The 15196-nt window shown below is 64.8% G+C and carries 14 protein-coding genes; 6 read left to right on the top strand and 8 right to left on the bottom strand.

The genetic code is table 11. The annotated features are described in order from the left end of the window. Positions 1–46 precede the first annotated feature (46 nt). Positions 47–979 carry a hypothetical protein gene (locus tag KSS90_RS19285; protein ID WP_217866851.1) on the bottom strand — a complete coding sequence of 311 codons (933 nt, stop codon included), beginning with the start codon at positions 977–979 and terminating at the stop codon, positions 47–49. A gap of 220 nt (positions 980–1199) precedes the next feature. Beyond that, on the bottom strand, positions 1200–1352 hold the full coding sequence (locus KSS90_RS19280; protein WP_217866850.1) for a DUF3309 family protein: 153 nt from the start codon (positions 1350–1352) through the stop codon (positions 1200–1202). Between the two features lie 240 nt (positions 1353–1592). Here KSS90_RS19280 and KSS90_RS19275 point away from each other — a divergent pair, with 240 nt between their 5' ends. Further along, positions 1593–2405 (top strand): SDR family oxidoreductase, encoded by an 813-nt coding sequence (locus tag KSS90_RS19275; RefSeq protein WP_217866849.1) that lies wholly within the window; start codon positions 1593–1595, stop codon positions 2403–2405. Positions 2406–2532: 127 nt separating this feature from the next. Then, positions 2533–2718 (top strand): carbon storage regulator CsrA, encoded by a 186-nt coding sequence (gene csrA / locus KSS90_RS19270; RefSeq protein ID WP_217866848.1) that lies wholly within the window; start codon positions 2533–2535, stop codon positions 2716–2718. A 7-nt stretch (positions 2719–2725) separates the two neighbouring features. On the opposite strand, the gene KSS90_RS19265 is transcribed toward csrA, so the two are convergent. The 5 genes from KSS90_RS19265 to mnmC all read right to left on the bottom strand — a co-directional run bounded on the left by KSS90_RS19265 (position 2726) and on the right by mnmC (position 10009). Then, on the bottom strand, positions 2726–2953 hold the full coding sequence (locus KSS90_RS19265; RefSeq protein ID WP_217866847.1) for a YheU family protein: 228 nt from the start codon (positions 2951–2953) through the stop codon (positions 2726–2728). A 128-nt stretch (positions 2954–3081) separates the two neighbouring features. Further along, positions 3082–4266 (bottom strand): osmoprotectant NAGGN system M42 family peptidase, encoded by a 1185-nt coding sequence (locus KSS90_RS19260; protein ID WP_217866846.1) that lies wholly within the window; start codon positions 4264–4266, stop codon positions 3082–3084. Positions 4267–4361: 95 nt separating this feature from the next. Then, positions 4362–6107 carry an N-acetylglutaminylglutamine synthetase gene (gene ngg, locus KSS90_RS19255; RefSeq protein WP_217866845.1) on the bottom strand — a complete coding sequence of 582 codons (1746 nt, stop codon included), beginning with the start codon at positions 6105–6107 and terminating at the stop codon, positions 4362–4364. A 3-nt stretch (positions 6108–6110) separates the two neighbouring features. Next, complete coding sequence (locus KSS90_RS19250; protein ID WP_217866844.1) at positions 6111–7898, bottom strand: N-acetylglutaminylglutamine amidotransferase; 1788 nt, start codon at positions 7896–7898, stop codon at positions 6111–6113. Between the two features lie 140 nt (positions 7899–8038). Beyond that, positions 8039–10009, bottom strand: coding sequence for a bifunctional tRNA (5-methylaminomethyl-2-thiouridine)(34)-methyltransferase MnmC2/FAD-dependent 5-carboxymethylaminomethyl-2-thiouridine(34) oxidoreductase MnmC1 (gene mnmC, locus KSS90_RS19245; RefSeq protein WP_217866843.1), 1971 nt, complete (start codon positions 10007–10009; stop codon positions 8039–8041). A gap of 135 nt (positions 10010–10144) precedes the next feature. Here mnmC and pap point away from each other — a divergent pair, with 135 nt between their 5' ends. Both pap and KSS90_RS19235 read left to right on the top strand, forming a co-directional pair. Beyond that, positions 10145–11638 (top strand): polyphosphate:AMP phosphotransferase, encoded by a 1494-nt coding sequence (gene pap / locus KSS90_RS19240; protein ID WP_217866842.1) that lies wholly within the window; start codon positions 10145–10147, stop codon positions 11636–11638. Between the two features lie 146 nt (positions 11639–11784). Next, positions 11785–12738 (top strand): DMT family transporter, encoded by a 954-nt coding sequence (locus KSS90_RS19235; RefSeq protein ID WP_217866841.1) that lies wholly within the window; start codon positions 11785–11787, stop codon positions 12736–12738. Between the two features lie 44 nt (positions 12739–12782). On the opposite strand, the gene KSS90_RS19230 is transcribed toward KSS90_RS19235, so the two are convergent. Beyond that, the gene (locus tag KSS90_RS19230; protein ID WP_217866840.1) at positions 12783–14177 is read right to left on the bottom strand and encodes a class II fumarate hydratase; all 1395 of its coding nucleotides are present in this window, start codon (positions 14175–14177) and stop codon (positions 12783–12785) included. 153 nt (positions 14178–14330) lie between these two features. Here KSS90_RS19230 and KSS90_RS19225 point away from each other — a divergent pair, with 153 nt between their 5' ends. After that, positions 14331–14849, top strand: a complete 519-nt coding sequence (locus KSS90_RS19225) for a DUF2059 domain-containing protein (protein WP_023631438.1) — start codon at positions 14331–14333, stop codon at positions 14847–14849. Between the two features lie 10 nt (positions 14850–14859). Beyond that, on the top strand, positions 14860–15159 hold the full coding sequence (locus KSS90_RS19220) for a BolA family protein (RefSeq protein WP_217866839.1): 300 nt from the start codon (positions 14860–14862) through the stop codon (positions 15157–15159). Positions 15160–15196: the final 37 nt, after the last annotated feature.

The raw sequence follows: 15196 nt of genomic DNA, 5'->3' as shown, positions 1-15196 counted from the left end.
GAGCAGGCGTTCGACGCTTGGACGAACGCCCTGCGTTATTGGCGAATCAGTAATGCATTTTGAAACTGATCAGATTGCCTGCATCGATAGCGAAGAATTTGACAATATGTTCATTGCCGTGCTGATCGATGATTCCCCAGATGCTGTCCCCGGCCCATTCGGACACCGGCATGCCACTGATCAACTTGGCATCTATCCGCTCCTTCATACGCAGCAAGGTGAGCTGCCCCGGCCTCTTGTTGACTTCAACCTGGGGAATGTAAAGGTGAAACTCATCCTTGAATGTCGAGTCAAGAGAGTAGGCAGTGCAGTAGCTCCGATAACCGTCAGCAGTATTGAAGGTGTACCAGCTGTTGTTGTTGACAGTCTGCCTGTGGAACGAGGTCGCAGCGGGAACGCCATACGCAATACTCTTGGCGATGCGGTAGTTAGGGTCACGGAAGGCGAATTGATACTCGTCAATGTCCCAGTTACCTTTGTTCAACAGGTCCAAACAGTTCAGCTCAAAGTGCTCCGCGCTAAAGCGATGAGGTGTGACTGACTCGATGACGGCAGACGATTTGAACGGTGCGACATTCGTTTCGAAGTGCGTATCTTGGTTCATGTAGATGCCGGCGTAGATGGTGCTCAGCGTACCGCCACGGTGTCTGGAACTGACGTAGAACTTCCGGTGGCGGGTAGCGCTGGTCGACGCGAGCAGGTTTTGCGGATTACTACCTCTTGCTGCGTGGGCTTCGTAGCGCTCATTGCGCTTGTTACGCGCTATTAACAGGTCATTGAGTATCAGGAATTCGCCGTTTTCGTCGATCTCCAACAGCGCGATGCTATCGAGTTGTTCTTCTGTGACGGTCTGCCCACTACGGGGCTCCACGGTGACGGTGACTTCTACCTGCTGGCGGCCGTTGGCGTAAATGCGATTGGAATTGGATGTGATATCAACGCGGAACCGGCTCAGCCATTGGTTTGCTGTAATGCTCATGATGACTTCCTTTTTTGGTGGGAGGTCATCAATTCAACAACGTAGGTAGTATCGCCCTGTGTTACATAATGCTGGATCGGTAAAAATCTATCTTCACCGTTATTTTGCAATATCGTCGTCGTTCAGGATGATGGTTTGCGGAAGAAAACACCCTGCGAAAGCATAGCCCTCGCAGGGGCGCATTAACCGCGCTTCGGCGCGGTTAATTCGTTTTCAGGAGCTAGACCATGCCTAACAGCAACAGCACCAACAGAATCACCAGCACCACGCCGACAATGCCGGATGGGCCGTAGCCCCAGCTGCGTGAGTGCGGGAAGACCGGTAAGCCACCAATCAGTAGAAGGATCAGGATGATGATGAGAATCGTGGTCATGACAGAGTCCTTGCGTGGTTGTGGGTCAAGGGCCTCGGACGGCTGGCCTCTTGCTTACTCGGACTCTCGCCGTTTGCGAAAGATTCCACTTGGTTCTTTCTTGGGGCAAGTTTGCCCCGTGAAAGAGCCGGACCTGACCACGCAGTCATACCTGCCCATTCACTACCCTGATGAATCCTGCCTCCCGTCCAAGCCTTGATTAGACTTGACCCAACATCAGTCAGAACAAGGCTCGCCCCCATGCAAAACCGCATCATGATCACCGGTGCAGGCTCTGGTCTCGGTCGCGAGATCGCCTTGCGTTGGGCCCGGGAGGGTTGGCACCTGGCTCTGGCGGACGTCAACGAGGCGGGCTTGCGCGAAACCCTGGCGCTAGTACGCCAAGCGGGTGGTGAGGGTTTCACTCAGCGTTGCGACGTGCGCGACTACAGTCAGCTGACTGCCCTGGCCCAGGCCTGCGAGGAGAAGTTCGGCGGCATCGATGTGATCGTCAACAATGCCGGAGTGGCCTCAGGCGGATTCTTCGCCGAGCTGTCCCTGGAAGACTGGGACTGGCAGATCGCGGTCAACCTGATGGGGGTGGTCAAGGGCTGTAAGGCGTTCCTGCCCCTGCTCGAGCGCAGCCGTGGGCGGATCATCAACATCGCCTCGATGGCGGCGTTGATGCAGGGGCCGGGCATGAGTAACTACAACGTGGCCAAGGCCGGTGTGCTGGCGTTGTCCGAGAGCCTGCTGGTGGAACTACGCCAGGTTGAGGTGGCGGTGCATGTGGTATGTCCGTCGTTCTTCCAGACCAATCTGCTCGATTCGTTCCGCGGACCTGACCCGGCGATGAAGGCGCAGGTGGGCAAGCTGCTGGAAGGGTCGCCGATCAACGCTGCCGATATCGCTGAATACATTCATGATCGGGTGGCTGCCGGCGAATTCCTCATCCTGCCCCATGAGGCCGGGCGTCAGGCCTGGCAACTCAAATGCCAGACGCCTCAGCGGCTGTACGACGAAATGGCGGGCATGGCGGTCAAGATGCGCTCGAAGTCACGCAAAGTTAACTAAATAGGAAATTTCTGTAGGGCTTTTTTACCTACGCAAGTAGGTCATGTCTATTTCTTCGGCGAAGGATTGAGTAGGCGAAAGCTGGCAAGGCAGTCTCCGTTTTTCCCTTTAGCTGGAGGATCGGAGCATGCTGGTAATCGGACGCGAGGTGGGAGAGGCCATCGTCATTGCCGGTGGCATCAAGATTCAGGTGATGTCGGTGGAAAACGGCCAGGTGCGCTTTGGCATTAGCGCGCCGCGGGAAGTGGAGGTGCATCGGGTCGAAGTGTACAAGCGCATCAAGGCCCTGGAGCTGGAGAAGCAGCAGGCCTGACCGGCCTTCACTCCAGCAGTTCCCGCGGCACTTCATGCCGGGCCAGCAACTGACACTGCTGGCTTTCCAGATCGAACAGGATGAACGCCTGGCCTTTGGCCAACGCCTGGCGTACCCGCAGCACCCGGGTTTCCAGCGGCGTGTCGTCGCCATTGTCGGTGCCGTCGCGGGTGACGAAGTCCTCGATCAGGCGGGTGAGGGTTTCGCTTTCGAGTTGCTCGTGGGGGATCAGCATGGGTTTGCGCAGTGGTGATGGGAATATGCGCATGCTACGTGAAATCATCTGTCATGCGCAGTCGATTGGCGTAGGAGGCCTGTGTAGGAGCGGCGCAGCGCCGCTCCTACAGATTGTGCAGATTGCGCTCAGCCCTTGTTGCCCACCAGGCTGTCCACCGCCGGCACCCGGGTGTCGCTCTCCATCTGCGCATCGTGCTCCAGCTGGTGGCTGAAGCGCTCCAGTGAAGCACTGGCCGGTTGCGAGTCGCTGGCGAACACCGGCGGGCTGAGCAGATAGGCGCTGAGCAACCGGCTGAGCGCCGCCAGGCTGTCGATATGGGTGCGTTCGTAGCCGTGGGTGGCATCGCAGCCGAAGGCCACCAGGGCGGTGCGGATATCGTGCCCGGCGGTCACCGCCGAATGGGCGTCGCTGAAGTAGTAGCGAAACAGGTCGCGGCGCACCGGCAGGTCGCGGTCGCCGGCCAGTTTCAGCAGGTGGCGCGATAGGTGGTAGTCATAGGGCCCGGACGAGTCCTGCATGGCCACGCTCACCGCATGCTCGCTGGACGCCTGCCCCGGTGCCACCGGCGCGATGTCGATGCCGACGAACTCGCTGACGTCCCAGGGCAGGGCGGCCGCGGCGCCAGAGCCGGTCTCCTCGGTGATGGTGAACAGCGGGTGGCAGTCGATCAGCGGTTGCCGGCCGCTTTCGACCACGGCCTTGAGCGCTGCCAGCAACGCCGCCACGCCGGCTTTGTCGTCCAGGTGGCGTGCGCTGATATGGCCGCTTTCGGTGAACTCCGGCAACGGGTCGAAGGCGACGAAGTCGCCGATGGCGATGCCCAGTGCTTCAGCATCGGCGCGGGTGGTGCAGTAGGCGTCCAGGCGCACCTCCACATGCTCCCAGCTGATCGGCATCTGGTCGATGGCGGTGTTGAAGGCGTGTCCGCTGGCCATCAGCGGCAACACGCTGCCACGATGCACGCCAGTGTCGGTGAACACGCTCACCCGGCTGCCCTCGGCGAAGCGGCTCGACCAGCAGCCCACCGGCGCCAGGGCCAGGCGGCCATTGTCCTGCAACTGGCGAACGCTGGCGCCGATGGTGTCCAGGTGCGCCGAGACTGCACGGTCGGGCGAGCTCTGGCGGCCCTTGAGGGTGGCGCGGATGGTGCCGCGGCGGGTCAGCTCGAAGGGGATGCCCAGCTCATCCAGGCGTTCGGCGACATAGCGCACGATGGTGTCGGTGAAACCGGTGGGGCTGGGGATGGCGAGCATTTCCAGCAGGACGCGTTTGAGGTAGTCGAGATCGGGTTCGGGGTGTTGTTCGGGCATGAGGATTTCTCCTTGACGCAGTAATGGGCCCTATCGCGGGACCACGCCCATCCCCACGCGACTAGGCGTGGGGGCGGGCTTGCCCCGCGATGAATTCAGGCTGGTAGCCGGCTGTGGGGAAACAGCAGGTCGACGAAGCGCTCGGCCGTCGGTTGCGGTTCATGATTGGCCAGCCCGGCGCGTTCATTGGCTTCGATGATCACGTAGTCCGGATGCTCGGCATCGCGGACCATGAAGTCCAGGCCGACCACCGGGATCTCCAGGGCGCGGGCGGCGCGCACGGCGGCGTCGGCCAGCACCGGGTGCAGGCGCTCGGTGACATCCTCCAGGGTGCCACCGGTATGCAGGTTGGCGGTGCGGCGCACGGCCAGGCGTTGCCCGGCGGGGAGGATGTCGTCGTAACCCAGGCCTGCGCCTTTGAGCGTACGTTCGGTCTCGTCGTCCAGCGGAATGCGGCTCTCGCCGCCCGTGGCGGCCTGGCGCCGACGGCTCTGCGCTTCGATCAGCGCACGGATGCTGTGCTTGCCGTCACCGACCACCTGCGCCGGGTGGCGGATCGCCGCGGCCACCACTTCGAAGCCGATCACCACGACGCGCAGGTCGTAGCCGGCATGGAAGCTCTCCAGCAGCACGCGGCTGTCGAAGCGCCTGGCCTGTTCCACGGCATGGCTGACTTCATCGATCGTCGTGAGGTTGACCGCCACCCCTTGGCCCTGCTCGCCATCGACCGGCTTGGCCACCACTGCACCGTGCTCGTCGAGAAACGCCAGGTTGTCGTCGGCATTGCCCGCCAACTGCTGCGCCGGCACCTGCAGCCCGGCGTTGTGCAGGGCGCGACGGGTCAGGCGCTTGTCCTGGCACAGGGTCATGGTCACGGCACTGGTCAGGTCGCTCAACGATTCGCGACAGCGGATCCGCCGCCCGCCCAGGCTGAGGGTGAACAGGCCGCTGGCGGCATCGTCGACCTGCACCTCGATGCCGCGCCGCAGCGCTTCGTCGACGATGATCCGCGCATAGGGGTTGAGCGTCGCCTCGGGGCCGGGGCCGAGGAACAGTTGCTGATTGATGCCGTTCTTGCGCTTGATGGCGAAGGTCGGCAGGTTGCGAAAGCCCAGCTTCTGGTACAGCCGTTTGGCCTGGCGGTTGTCGTGCAGCACCGACAGGTCGAGGTAGGCCAGGCCACGGCTCATGAAGTGCTCGATCAGGTGACGCACCAGCACTTCGCCGACGCCCGGGCGGGTGCATTGCGGATCCACCGCCAGGCACCACAGGCTGCAACCGTGTTCGGGGTCGTCGAAGGCCTTGCTGTGGTCCAGGCCCATGACACTGCCGATCACCGCCTGGCTGTCCTCGTCCTCGGCCAGCCAGTACACCGGCCCGCCGAGCTCGCGGGGGGTGAGCAGCTCGGGGTCGACCGGCAGCATGCCACGGGCCTGGTACAACGTGTTGATTGCCTGCCAGTCCGCCGGGCCCTGCGCCCGACGGATGCGGAAGCCGCGGAACACCCGCTGCGCGGGGCGGTAGTCGGTGAACCACAGGCGCAAGGTGTCGGAGGGGTCGAGGAACAGTTGTTGCGGGGCCTGGGCCAGCACCTGCTGAGGCGCCGCGACATACAGCGCGATGTCGCGCTCGCCCGCCTGCTCCTGCAGCAGGTCTTCGGCCAGGCTGAGCGGATCGGGGTAGGTATGCCCGATCAGCAGCCGCCCCCAGCCACAGTGCAGCGCCCGTGGCCGGTCGTGAGGCTCGCTGCCATCACCGGCCAGGCGCGCCTGCAGGCGCTCGTAGGACGGCGCCTGGCCGCGCAGCAAGCGCTGGCCGTAGGCGATCTCGTGGGCTTTCATCGGTCAGATTCCTTGTTCGCTGAGCCACAGGTTCAAGGCCGCCAGCTGCCACAGCTTGGAGCCGCGCAGTGGCGTGAGCTGGCCGTGGGGATTGCTCAGCAGGCGGTCGAGCATGGCCGGGTCGAACAGGCCGCGATCCTGGCTCGGGTCGGTCAGCAGCTCGCGCACCCAGCCCAGGGTGGCGCCTTCCAGGTGCTTGAGGCCGGGTACCGGGAAGTAGCCCTTCTTGCGGTCGATCACCTCGTGGGGGATGACCCGCCGCGCCGCCTGCTTGAGCACCTGCTTGCCGCCGTCAGGCAGCTTGAAGCGCGCCGGGATGCGCGCCGACAGCTCCACCAGGCGGTAGTCGAGGAACGGCGTGCGCGCCTCCAGGCCCCAGGCCATGGTCATGTTGTCGACCCGCTTGACCGGGTCGTCCACCAGCATCACCGTGCTGTCCAGGCGCAGCGCCTTGTCCACCGCGTCCGGCGCGCCGGGGCGGGCGAAGTGTTCGCGCACGAAGTCGCCGGCCACGTCGGTGTCCAGGCGCCAGGGCGCCTGCACGGTGTCGCGGTACTCGGCGTGGCTGCGGTCGAAGAAGGCCTGGCGATAGGCCGCGAAGGCATCCTCGGCGCCATCGACCTGCGGGTACCAGTGATAGCCGGCGAACAGTTCGTCGGCGCCCTGGCCGCTCTGCACGCCCTTGCAATGCTTGGCCACTTCCCGCGACAGCAGGTAGAAGGCGATGCAGTCGTGGCTGACCATTGGTTCGCTCATGGCGCGGAATGCCGCCGGCAGTTGCTCGATGATCTCGTGCTCGGCGATGCGCAACTGGTGGTGACGGGTGCCGTAGTGCCGGGCGATCAGGTCGGAGTACTGGAACTCGTCGCCGCGTTCGCCGCCGGCGTCCTCGAAGCCGATGGAAAAGGTCGACAGGTCGTCCACCCCGGCCTCGCGCAACAGGCCGACCAGCAGGCTCGAGTCGACGCCGCCGGACAGCAGCACGCCGACATCCACCGCCGCGCGCTGACGGATCGCCACGGCGTCGCGGGTGGCATCGAGCACGCGGCTGGTCCAGCCCTCCAGGTCGAGTTCGCGCTCGTCCGGGTTCGGACCGTAGTGCAGCTGCCACCAGGTTTGGCGCTCGACTTCACCATGGCGGTCGACGCGCATCCAGGTGCCGGGCTCGAGCTTCTGCACATTGGCCAGCAGGGTGCGCGGCGCGGGCACCACGGCGTGGAAGTTCAGGTAGTGGTTGAGCGCCACCGGGTCGATCACCGGATCGATATCGCCGCCCTTGAGCAGCGCCGGCAAAGTCGAGGCGAAGCGCAGGCGCTCGCCGTTGCGCGACAGGTACAGGGGTTTGACGCCCAGGCGGTCGCGGGCCAGGAACAGGCGCTGGTTGTCGCGCTCCCAGATGGCCAGGGCAAACATGCCGTTGAGCTTTGGCAGCAGTGCCGCGCCCCAGGCGTGGTAGCCCTTGAGCAGCACTTCGGTGTCGCCGTCCGAGCAGAAGCGGTAGCCCAGGTCCTGCAGTTCCTGGCGCAGCTCGGGGAAGTTGTAGATGGCGCCATTGAAGGCCAGGGCCAGGCCCAGGTCATTGTCGACCATTGGCTGCGCCGAGCCGTCGGACAAGTCCATGATCTTCAGGCGGCGATGGCCGAGGGCGATCGGGCCCTGGCTATGGAAGCCCCAGGCGTCGGGGCCGCGGGGCGCCAGGTGGTGGGTGATGCGCTCCACCGCGGCGAGGTCCGCCGGGCGAGGTGCTTGGTCGATGGGGGTGAAACGTAACTCTCCTGCTAATCCGCACATAAGTCCTTACCGGTTTTGCCGTTGGGGAGGGTGTGCCGCGAAAGTGGGCACTTAGGTAGTGACCGGGGCAGGAAGTGAGAGTTTTAGATCGATCGGTTATATAGGACGAAAGGGGCGCAAAGCGCCCCTCGGTGATAGTGCTACTTGCCGCGAATCAGCCGGCGCAGCGCGAAACGGTTGGGATGACAGGCCTCGGCTACCGACCTGGGCAGCGGTAACGGCTCGCCGCTGGCCCATGCGGCAATCAGTTCGCCCGACAACGGCGCGGTGATCAACCCTCGCGACCCGTGCCCGCTGTTCACATACAGCCCCTCCAGCCACGGGCACGGCGAATCCGGCACCTGTCGCGCATCCTTGCCCAGCATGGCGTAGGCCTGGTTGAACGCCTCGACATCGGCCAGCGGCCCGACGATGGGCAAGTAGTCCGGGCTGGTGCAGCGGAACGCCGCCCGGCCCTGCAGTTGTGCCGGGTCCAGCTCGGCGCTGCGCAGGCGGGTGGCCAGGTCTGTGGAAATATCATCCAGCAGCGCCAGGTTGCCCTGGTGCTCGGCCACGGTCGGGGCAAGGTCCTCGCTGTGGAAGTCGAAGCTGGCGCCCAGGGTATGTTCATCGCCGCGAGGTGGCGCCACATAGCCGTCGGCGCAGACCACCGTACGCAGTTCCCGACTGGCCACGGTGGCCGGCAAGCGAGTGATCTGCCCGCGAATGCGCTTGAGCGGCAGCCCGGCGCAGGCCGGGAAATGACGGACATCGGCAGCCCCGGCCAACACTACCAGCGGCGCGCTGGCCAGCAGGCGCTCGCCGTCCCAGGCCTGCCACAGGCCGTCGGCCTTGCGCAGCTCGATGACGTTGGCATGGCCGAGCAGGCGGATACGCGGATGGTCCAGCTGGGCCAGGCACAGCGCCGGCGGGTGTACCCAGCCCCCCTCGGGGTAGAACAGGCCGCCGCTGGCCAGCGTCACGCCTGCCACGGCCTCGGCCTGCATGCGGTCGAGCTGGAGCAGCAGGCTGTTGTCGAAGGCGGTCGCCAGCTTGGCCTGGCGTTCGCCTTCCTTGTCGTCGAAGGCCAGTTGCAGCACGCCGCAGGCATCCCAGTCCTGGCCGCGTTGCAGGTGCTCGAGCCAGCGACGGGTGTAGCCGAAGCCGGAAAGGATCATCTGCGACAGGGCGGTGCCGTGGGCGGACAGTTTGAGATACAACACGCCCTGGGGGTTGCCCGAGGCCTCCTGGGCCGGCCCGTGGTGACGCTCCAGCACGCTGACCTGCCAGCCCCGGGCCGCCAGGCTGCGCGCCGTGGCGCTGCCCGCCAGGCCGGCACCGATCACCAGCGCCTCGCGTGGCCCCGGCAAAGGCGCCGGGCGGGCGTACCAGGGCACCGCGGGGGCGGCTGGCGCGCCGCTGAAGACGCCATGCATCACCTCCCACTTCTTGCCGATACCGGGCACCTTTTTCATGGTGAAGCCGGCCTCGATCAGCGAGCGGCGCACCCAGCCGGTGGTGGTGAAGGTGCCGAGGGTGGTGCCGGGGTACGACAGGCGTGCCAGTTGGGCGAACAGCTCCGGCGTCCACATGTCCGGATTCTTCGCCGGGGCGAAGCCGTCGAGGAACCAGGCGTCGATGCGCGCGTCCAGTTGCGGCAGTTGCTCCAGCGCATCGCCGATCATCAGCGTAAGCGTGACGCGGCCGCCATCGAGGCTCAGTTGCTGGAAACCCGGATGAATCGCCACGTACTGATCGAGCAGGGGCCGGGTGAAGGCCGCCAGCGCCGGCCACAGCTGCATGGCGCGTTCCAGGTCGTCGCGGCTCAGGGGGTACTTTTCCACGCTGACGAAGTGCAGGCGTGCCTCGGCGTGGGCCAGCTCGGCGAACAGCTGCCAGGCGCAGAAGAAGTTCATGCCGGTGCCGAAGCCGGTTTCCCCGATCACCAGGCAGTCCCGCGGCGCCAGCTCGGCGAAGCGCTGGCGCAGGAGGTTCTGCTCGATGAACACGTGCTGGGTCTCGTCGATGCCTTCGTTGACGGCGAAATAGACATCGTCGTATTGCCGGGAATGGGGGCGGCCCTGGTCATCCCAGTCGATCTGGGCGTGCAGGGGGAGGGTGGTGTCGGACATGGTCGGCTCGGTTGCAGCGGATCACGGATTTTAAGCGATCCGTGGGGCAAGTGTCGGCCTTATCGCAAGGCGCGACAGGATCGATACGGATGGCGCAAATCCGCTAATCTTGCTTATCCATTGAAGGAGCCCTCCATGTTCGAATCCGCCGAAATCGGTCACAGCATCGACAAGGACACCTACGAAGCGGAAGTCCCCGCCCTGCGCGAGGCGCTGCTCGAAGCCCAGTACGAACTCAAGCAGCAGGCGCGCTTCCCGGTGATCGTGCTGATCAACGGTATCGAGGGCGCCGGCAAGGGCGAGACGGTCAAGCTGCTCAACGAGTGGATGGACCCGCGGCTGATCGAAGTGCGCACCTTCGACCAGCAGACCGACGAGGAACTGGCCCGGCCACCGGCCTGGCGCTACTGGCGGGCGCTGCCACCGAAAGGGCGCATGGGCGTGTTCTTCGGTAACTGGTACAGCCAGATGCTCGAGGGCCGGGTACACGGCCAGTTCAAGGATGCCGTCCTCGACCAGGCCATCGCCGGTGCCGAGCGCCTGGAACAGATGCTCTGCGACGAGGGCGCGCTGATCATCAAGTTTTGGTTCCACCTGTCCAAGAAGCAGATGAAGGCGCGGCTCAAGGCGCTCAAGGAAGACCCGTTGCACAACTGGCGCATCAGCCCGTTGGACTGGCAGCAGTCGCAAACCTACGACCGCTTCGTGCGCTTCGGCGAGCGGGTGCTGCGCCGTACCAGCCGCGACTATGCGCCCTGGCATGTGGTCGAGGGCGTCGACCCGCATTACCGCAGCCTGGCGGTCGGGCGCATCCTGCTCGAAAGCCTGCAGGCCGCGCTGGCCAACAACCCCAAGGGCAAGCATCAGGGCAATGTCGCGCCACTGGGGCGCAGCATCGACCAGAAGAGCCTGCTCGGCGCCCTGGACATGACCCTGCGCCTGGACAAGCACGACTACCAGGAACAACTGGTCACCGAACAGGCGCGCCTGGCCGGCCTGCTGCGCGACAAGCGCATGCGCCGCCATGCCCTGGTGGCGGTGTTCGAAGGCAATGACGCGGCCGGCAAGGGCGGGGCCATCCGGCGCGTGGCGGCGGCGCTGGACCCGCGCCAGTACCGCATCGTACCGATTGCCGCGCCCACCGAGGAGGAACGGGCCCAGCCGTACCTGTGGCGGTTCTGGCGGCACATTCCGGCGCGAGGCAAGTTCACCATCTTCGACCGCTCCTGGTATGGCCGGGTGCTGGTGGAGCGGGTCGAGGGTTTCTGCAGCCCGGCGGACTGGATGCGCGCCTATGGCGAGATCAACGACTTCGAGGAGCAACTGAGCAACGCCGGGGTGGTGGTGGTCAAGTTCTGGCTGGCCATCGACCAGCAGACCCAGCTGGAGCGTTTCGAGGAGCGTGAGCAGATCCCGTTCAAGCGCTACAAGATCACCGAGGAAGACTGGCGCAACCGCGACAAGTGGGATGTCTATTCCGAAGCGGTGGGCGACATGGTCGATCGCACCAGCACCGAGATCGCGCCGTGGACCCTGGTGGAGGCCAACGACAAGCGCTGGGCGCGGGTGAAGGTGCTGCGCACGATCAACCAGGCGCTGGAGGCGGCGTTCGCCAAGCACAAGAAGTAGGTGGATGCTGTTGCTTCCACGAATAAACCGCCACTCGGTAATCCATGATCTCAGGGAATGACCTGATGAATTCTTTTCCCGCCACATCTTCCTTGGCAAGCCCGTAGACTGCATGTTCCCCCACCCAGGGCTTGCTCGAGGACACCATGCACATTTCTTCCGGACGCTGGGTCCAGGGCCTGCTGCTGGCGCTGCTGACCGCGTTTCTCTGGGGCATCCTGCCCATCAAGCTCAAGCAGGTGTTGCAGGTGATGGACCCGGTAACCGTCACCTGGTATCGCCTGAGCGTTTCCGGCGGGCTGCTGTTTGCCTGGCTCGCGGCCAATCGGAAACTCCCGTCGTTCAGCCGTCTCGGAATGAAGGGCAAGGGGCTGGTGGCAGTCGCTGTGGCCGGTCTGGTTGGCAACTATGTGCTGTATCTGGTCGGCCTGAACCTGCTCAGCCCCGGTACCGCGCAACTGGTGGTGCAACTGGGGCCGGTGTTGTTGCTGGTGGCCAGCGTCTTCGTCTTCAAGGAGCGCTTCAGCCTGGGGCAGGGCCTGGGCCTGTTGGTGCTGCTGTTGGGCTTCGCGTTGTTCTTCAACCAGCGCCTGGAAGAACTGCTCACGTCACTCGGCACCTACACCACCGGTGTGCTGACCATCATCCTGGCGACCAGCATCTGGGTGTTCTATGCCCTGAGCCAGAAGCAATTGCTGACGGTGTGGAACTCGCAGCAGGTGATGATGGTGATCTACGTCTGCTGCGCGCTGCTGCTGACGCCTTGGGTGCATCCGCTGGAGGCGTTGCAGCTCAGCCCGTTGCAGGGCTGGCTGTTGCTGGCCTGCTGCCTGAACACACTGGTGGCCTATGGCGCGTTCGCCGAGGCATTGGCACATTGGGAGGCCTCGCGGGTGAGCGCGACCCTGGCGCTGACGCCGCTGGTGACGTTCGTTGCGGTAGCGTTGGCGGCCTGGCTATGGCCGGACTACGTGCATGCCGAGCAGATCAATGGCCTGGGGTATGTCGGGGCGGTGACCGTGGTACTGGGCTCGGCGCTGGTGGCGCTGGGGCCATCGCTGGTGGCCGGCTGGAAAGCGCGTCGGGTGCAGGTTGATTGATGGCCTCATCGCGGTGCAAGGCGCATCGCGATGAGGCCGCCGGATCAGCCCTTGCCGCCCGGCGCCAGCATGTTCTCTGGCCGCACCCACTGGTCGAACTGCTCGTTGGTCAGGTACTTGAGCTCCAGCGCCGCTTCGCGCAGGGTCTTGCCCTCGGCATAGGCTTTCTTGGCGATTTCCGCCGCCTTGTCGTAGCCGATGTGCGGGTTCAGCGCAGTCACCAGCATCAATCCACGCTCCAGGTGCGCCGCCATCTGCTCGGCGTCCGGCTCGATGCCGGCCACGCAGTGCTGCTGGAAGTTGCGGCAGCCATCGGCCAGCAGTTCGATCGACTGCAGCAGGTTGTGGATGATCACCGGCTTGAACACGTTCAGTTGCAGATGCCCTTGGCTGGCGGCAAAGCCGATCGCCGCGTCGTTGCCCAGCACCTGGCAGGCCAGCATCGACAGCGCCTCGCACTGGGTCGGGTTGACTTTGCCGGGCATGATCGAGCTGCCCGGCTCGTTGGCCGGCAGGCGTACCTCGGCCAGCCCCGCACGCGGGCCGGAGCCCAGCAGGCGCAGGTCGTTGGCGATCTTCATCAGGGCCACGGCGAGGGTCTTCAGCGCGCCGGCCAGGCTGGTCAGCGGCTCATGGCCGGCGAGGGCGGCGAACTTGTTCGGCGCGGTGACGAACGGCAGGCCGGACAAGGCCGCCAGCTCCGCGGCGATGGCTTCGGCGAAACCGTGCGGGGCATTCAGCCCGGTGCCCACGGCGGTGCCGCCCTGGGCCAGTTCGCAAACCGCCGGCAAGGTCGCGCGGATGGCGCGCTGGGCGTAGTCGAGCTGGGCGACGAAGGCCGAGACCTCCTGGCCGAAGGTGATCGGCGTGGCGTCCATCATGTGCGTGCGCCCGGTCTTGACCAGGTGCGTGTGGCGCGCCGACAGCTCGGCCAGGCCGGCCGACAGCTCGGCGATGGCCGGCAGCAGTTTGTCATGCACGGCCTGGGCCGCGGCGATGTGCATGGCGGTGGGGAAGCAGTCGTTGGAGCTCTGCGAGCGGTTGACGTGATCGTTGGGGTGTACCGGCACCTTGCCGCCACGGCCTTTGCCGGCCAGCTCGTTGGCGCGCCCGGCGATCACCTCGTTGACGTTCATGTTGCTCTGGGTGCCGCTGCCGGTCTGCCACACCACCAGCGGAAACTGCTCGTCGTGCTCGCCGTCGAGCACTTCGTCGGCGGCCTGTTCGATCAGGCGGGCGATATCGGCGGGCAGGTCGCCGTTGCGGTCGTTGACCCGGGCAGCGGCTTTCTTGACCAGCGCCAGGGCGTGCAGTACCGCGAGCGGCATGCGCTCCTTGCCGATGGCGAAGTTGATCAGCGAACGCTGGGTCTGCGCACCCCAGTAGGCGTCCTCCGGAACTTCGACCGGGCCCAGGCTGTCTGTCTCGATACGGCTCATGCTGCGCTCACTCCTTTGTGGTTCGAAATCGCAGTTTAGGCCCTGATTCGACAGAGCGGTTCCGTCGCTCGTCGTGCCACTTGAGCACTTCGCCATCACAGCGCAGAATGCTCTACTCTGAGGTACTCGCCTCCCTTTCTTGAAGGAAATGCAATGACCCGTCTCCGTGTCCTCTGTGCCGCCGTTGCCCTGGTTTGCGCCAGCGGCCAGGTGCTCGCCGCCACTCCAGCGCACAACGCTGCCGCCGAGAAATTCCTGACCCTGGCCAATGCCGACAAGCTGGGCACCCCGGTGTACATGCAGGTCCAGCAGATGTTCGCCCAGCGCTTCGAGCAGACCAAGGCGCCGGCCTCCAAGAAAACCGTGCTCGACAGCTACCAGGCCAAGGCCAACGCCGCCCTGGACAACGCCATCGGCTGGAAGAAGCTCAAGCCGAAGATGGTCGACCTGTACACCGCGACCTTCACAGAGGCCGAGCTGAACGACCTGGTCAAGTTCTACGAATCGCCGCTGGGCAAGAAAGTCCTGCGTGAAATGCCCAAGGTCACCCAGCAGTCCGCCCAGCTGACCCAGCAGAGCCTGGAACCGGCGGTACCGGTGGTCAACAAGCTGCTCGACGACATGACCAAGGAACTCGACCCGAGCGCCGGCAAGGCCCCGGCGAAGAAGTGAGCCTGACGCCATGAGCATGCAGCAACGCATCGAACAGCAGCTGGCGCCGCTGGGCACGCAACACCTCGAAGTGCATAACGAAAGCCACATGCATAGCCGTGGCCAGGAAACGCACTACAAGGCGGTGCTGGTCAGCGAGCAGTTCGCCGGACTGAACAGCGTCAAGCGCCACCAAAAGGTCTACGCCACCATGGGTGAGCTGATGGGCGAGATTCACGCCCTGGCGATCCACACCTATACGCCCGAGGAATGGGCTGTGGTCGGTGTGGCGCCGGCCTCGCCGGTGTGCGCCGGCGGTGGCAAGCACTGAATCCTTTCCGTCGTTCTGGTACACTCCGCGATATTCC

Source organism: Pseudomonas maumuensis (assembly GCF_019139675.1).
Taxonomy (GTDB): Bacteria; Pseudomonadota; Gammaproteobacteria; order Pseudomonadales; family Pseudomonadaceae; genus Aquipseudomonas; species Aquipseudomonas maumuensis.
Note: the sequence above shows the minus strand (reverse complement) of the source record. Positions and strands in the feature narration are given on the sequence as shown.

Bases quoted from the DNA above. Each gene is read 5' to 3' on its own strand.
- KSS90_RS19285 (WP_217866851.1), bottom strand. From the start codon at position 979: ATGAGCATTACAGCAAACCAATGGCTGAGCCGGTTCCGCGTTGATATC.
- KSS90_RS19280 (WP_217866850.1), bottom strand. From the start codon at position 1,352: ATGACCACGATTCTCATCATCATCCTGATCCTTCTACTGATTGGTGGC.
- KSS90_RS19275 (WP_217866849.1), top strand. From the start codon at position 1,593: ATGCAAAACCGCATCATGATCACCGGTGCAGGCTCTGGTCTCGGTCGC.
- csrA (WP_217866848.1), top strand. From the start codon at position 2,533: ATGCTGGTAATCGGACGCGAGGTGGGAGAGGCCATCGTCATTGCCGGT.
- KSS90_RS19265 (WP_217866847.1), bottom strand. From the start codon at position 2,953: ATGCTGATCCCCCACGAGCAACTCGAAAGCGAAACCCTCACCCGCCTG.
- KSS90_RS19260 (WP_217866846.1), bottom strand. From the start codon at position 4,266: ATGCCCGAACAACACCCCGAACCCGATCTCGACTACCTCAAACGCGTC.
- ngg (WP_217866845.1), bottom strand. From the start codon at position 6,107: ATGAAAGCCCACGAGATCGCCTACGGCCAGCGCTTGCTGCGCGGCCAG.
- KSS90_RS19250 (WP_217866844.1), bottom strand. From the start codon at position 7,898: ATGTGCGGATTAGCAGGAGAGTTACGTTTCACCCCCATCGACCAAGCA.
- mnmC (WP_217866843.1), bottom strand. From the start codon at position 10,009: ATGTCCGACACCACCCTCCCCCTGCACGCCCAGATCGACTGGGATGAC.
- pap (WP_217866842.1), top strand. From the start codon at position 10,145: ATGTTCGAATCCGCCGAAATCGGTCACAGCATCGACAAGGACACCTAC.
- KSS90_RS19235 (WP_217866841.1), top strand. From the start codon at position 11,785: ATGCACATTTCTTCCGGACGCTGGGTCCAGGGCCTGCTGCTGGCGCTG.
- KSS90_RS19230 (WP_217866840.1), bottom strand. From the start codon at position 14,177: ATGAGCCGTATCGAGACAGACAGCCTGGGCCCGGTCGAAGTTCCGGAG.
- KSS90_RS19225 (WP_023631438.1), top strand. From the start codon at position 14,331: ATGACCCGTCTCCGTGTCCTCTGTGCCGCCGTTGCCCTGGTTTGCGCC.
- KSS90_RS19220 (WP_217866839.1), top strand. From the start codon at position 14,860: ATGAGCATGCAGCAACGCATCGAACAGCAGCTGGCGCCGCTGGGCACG.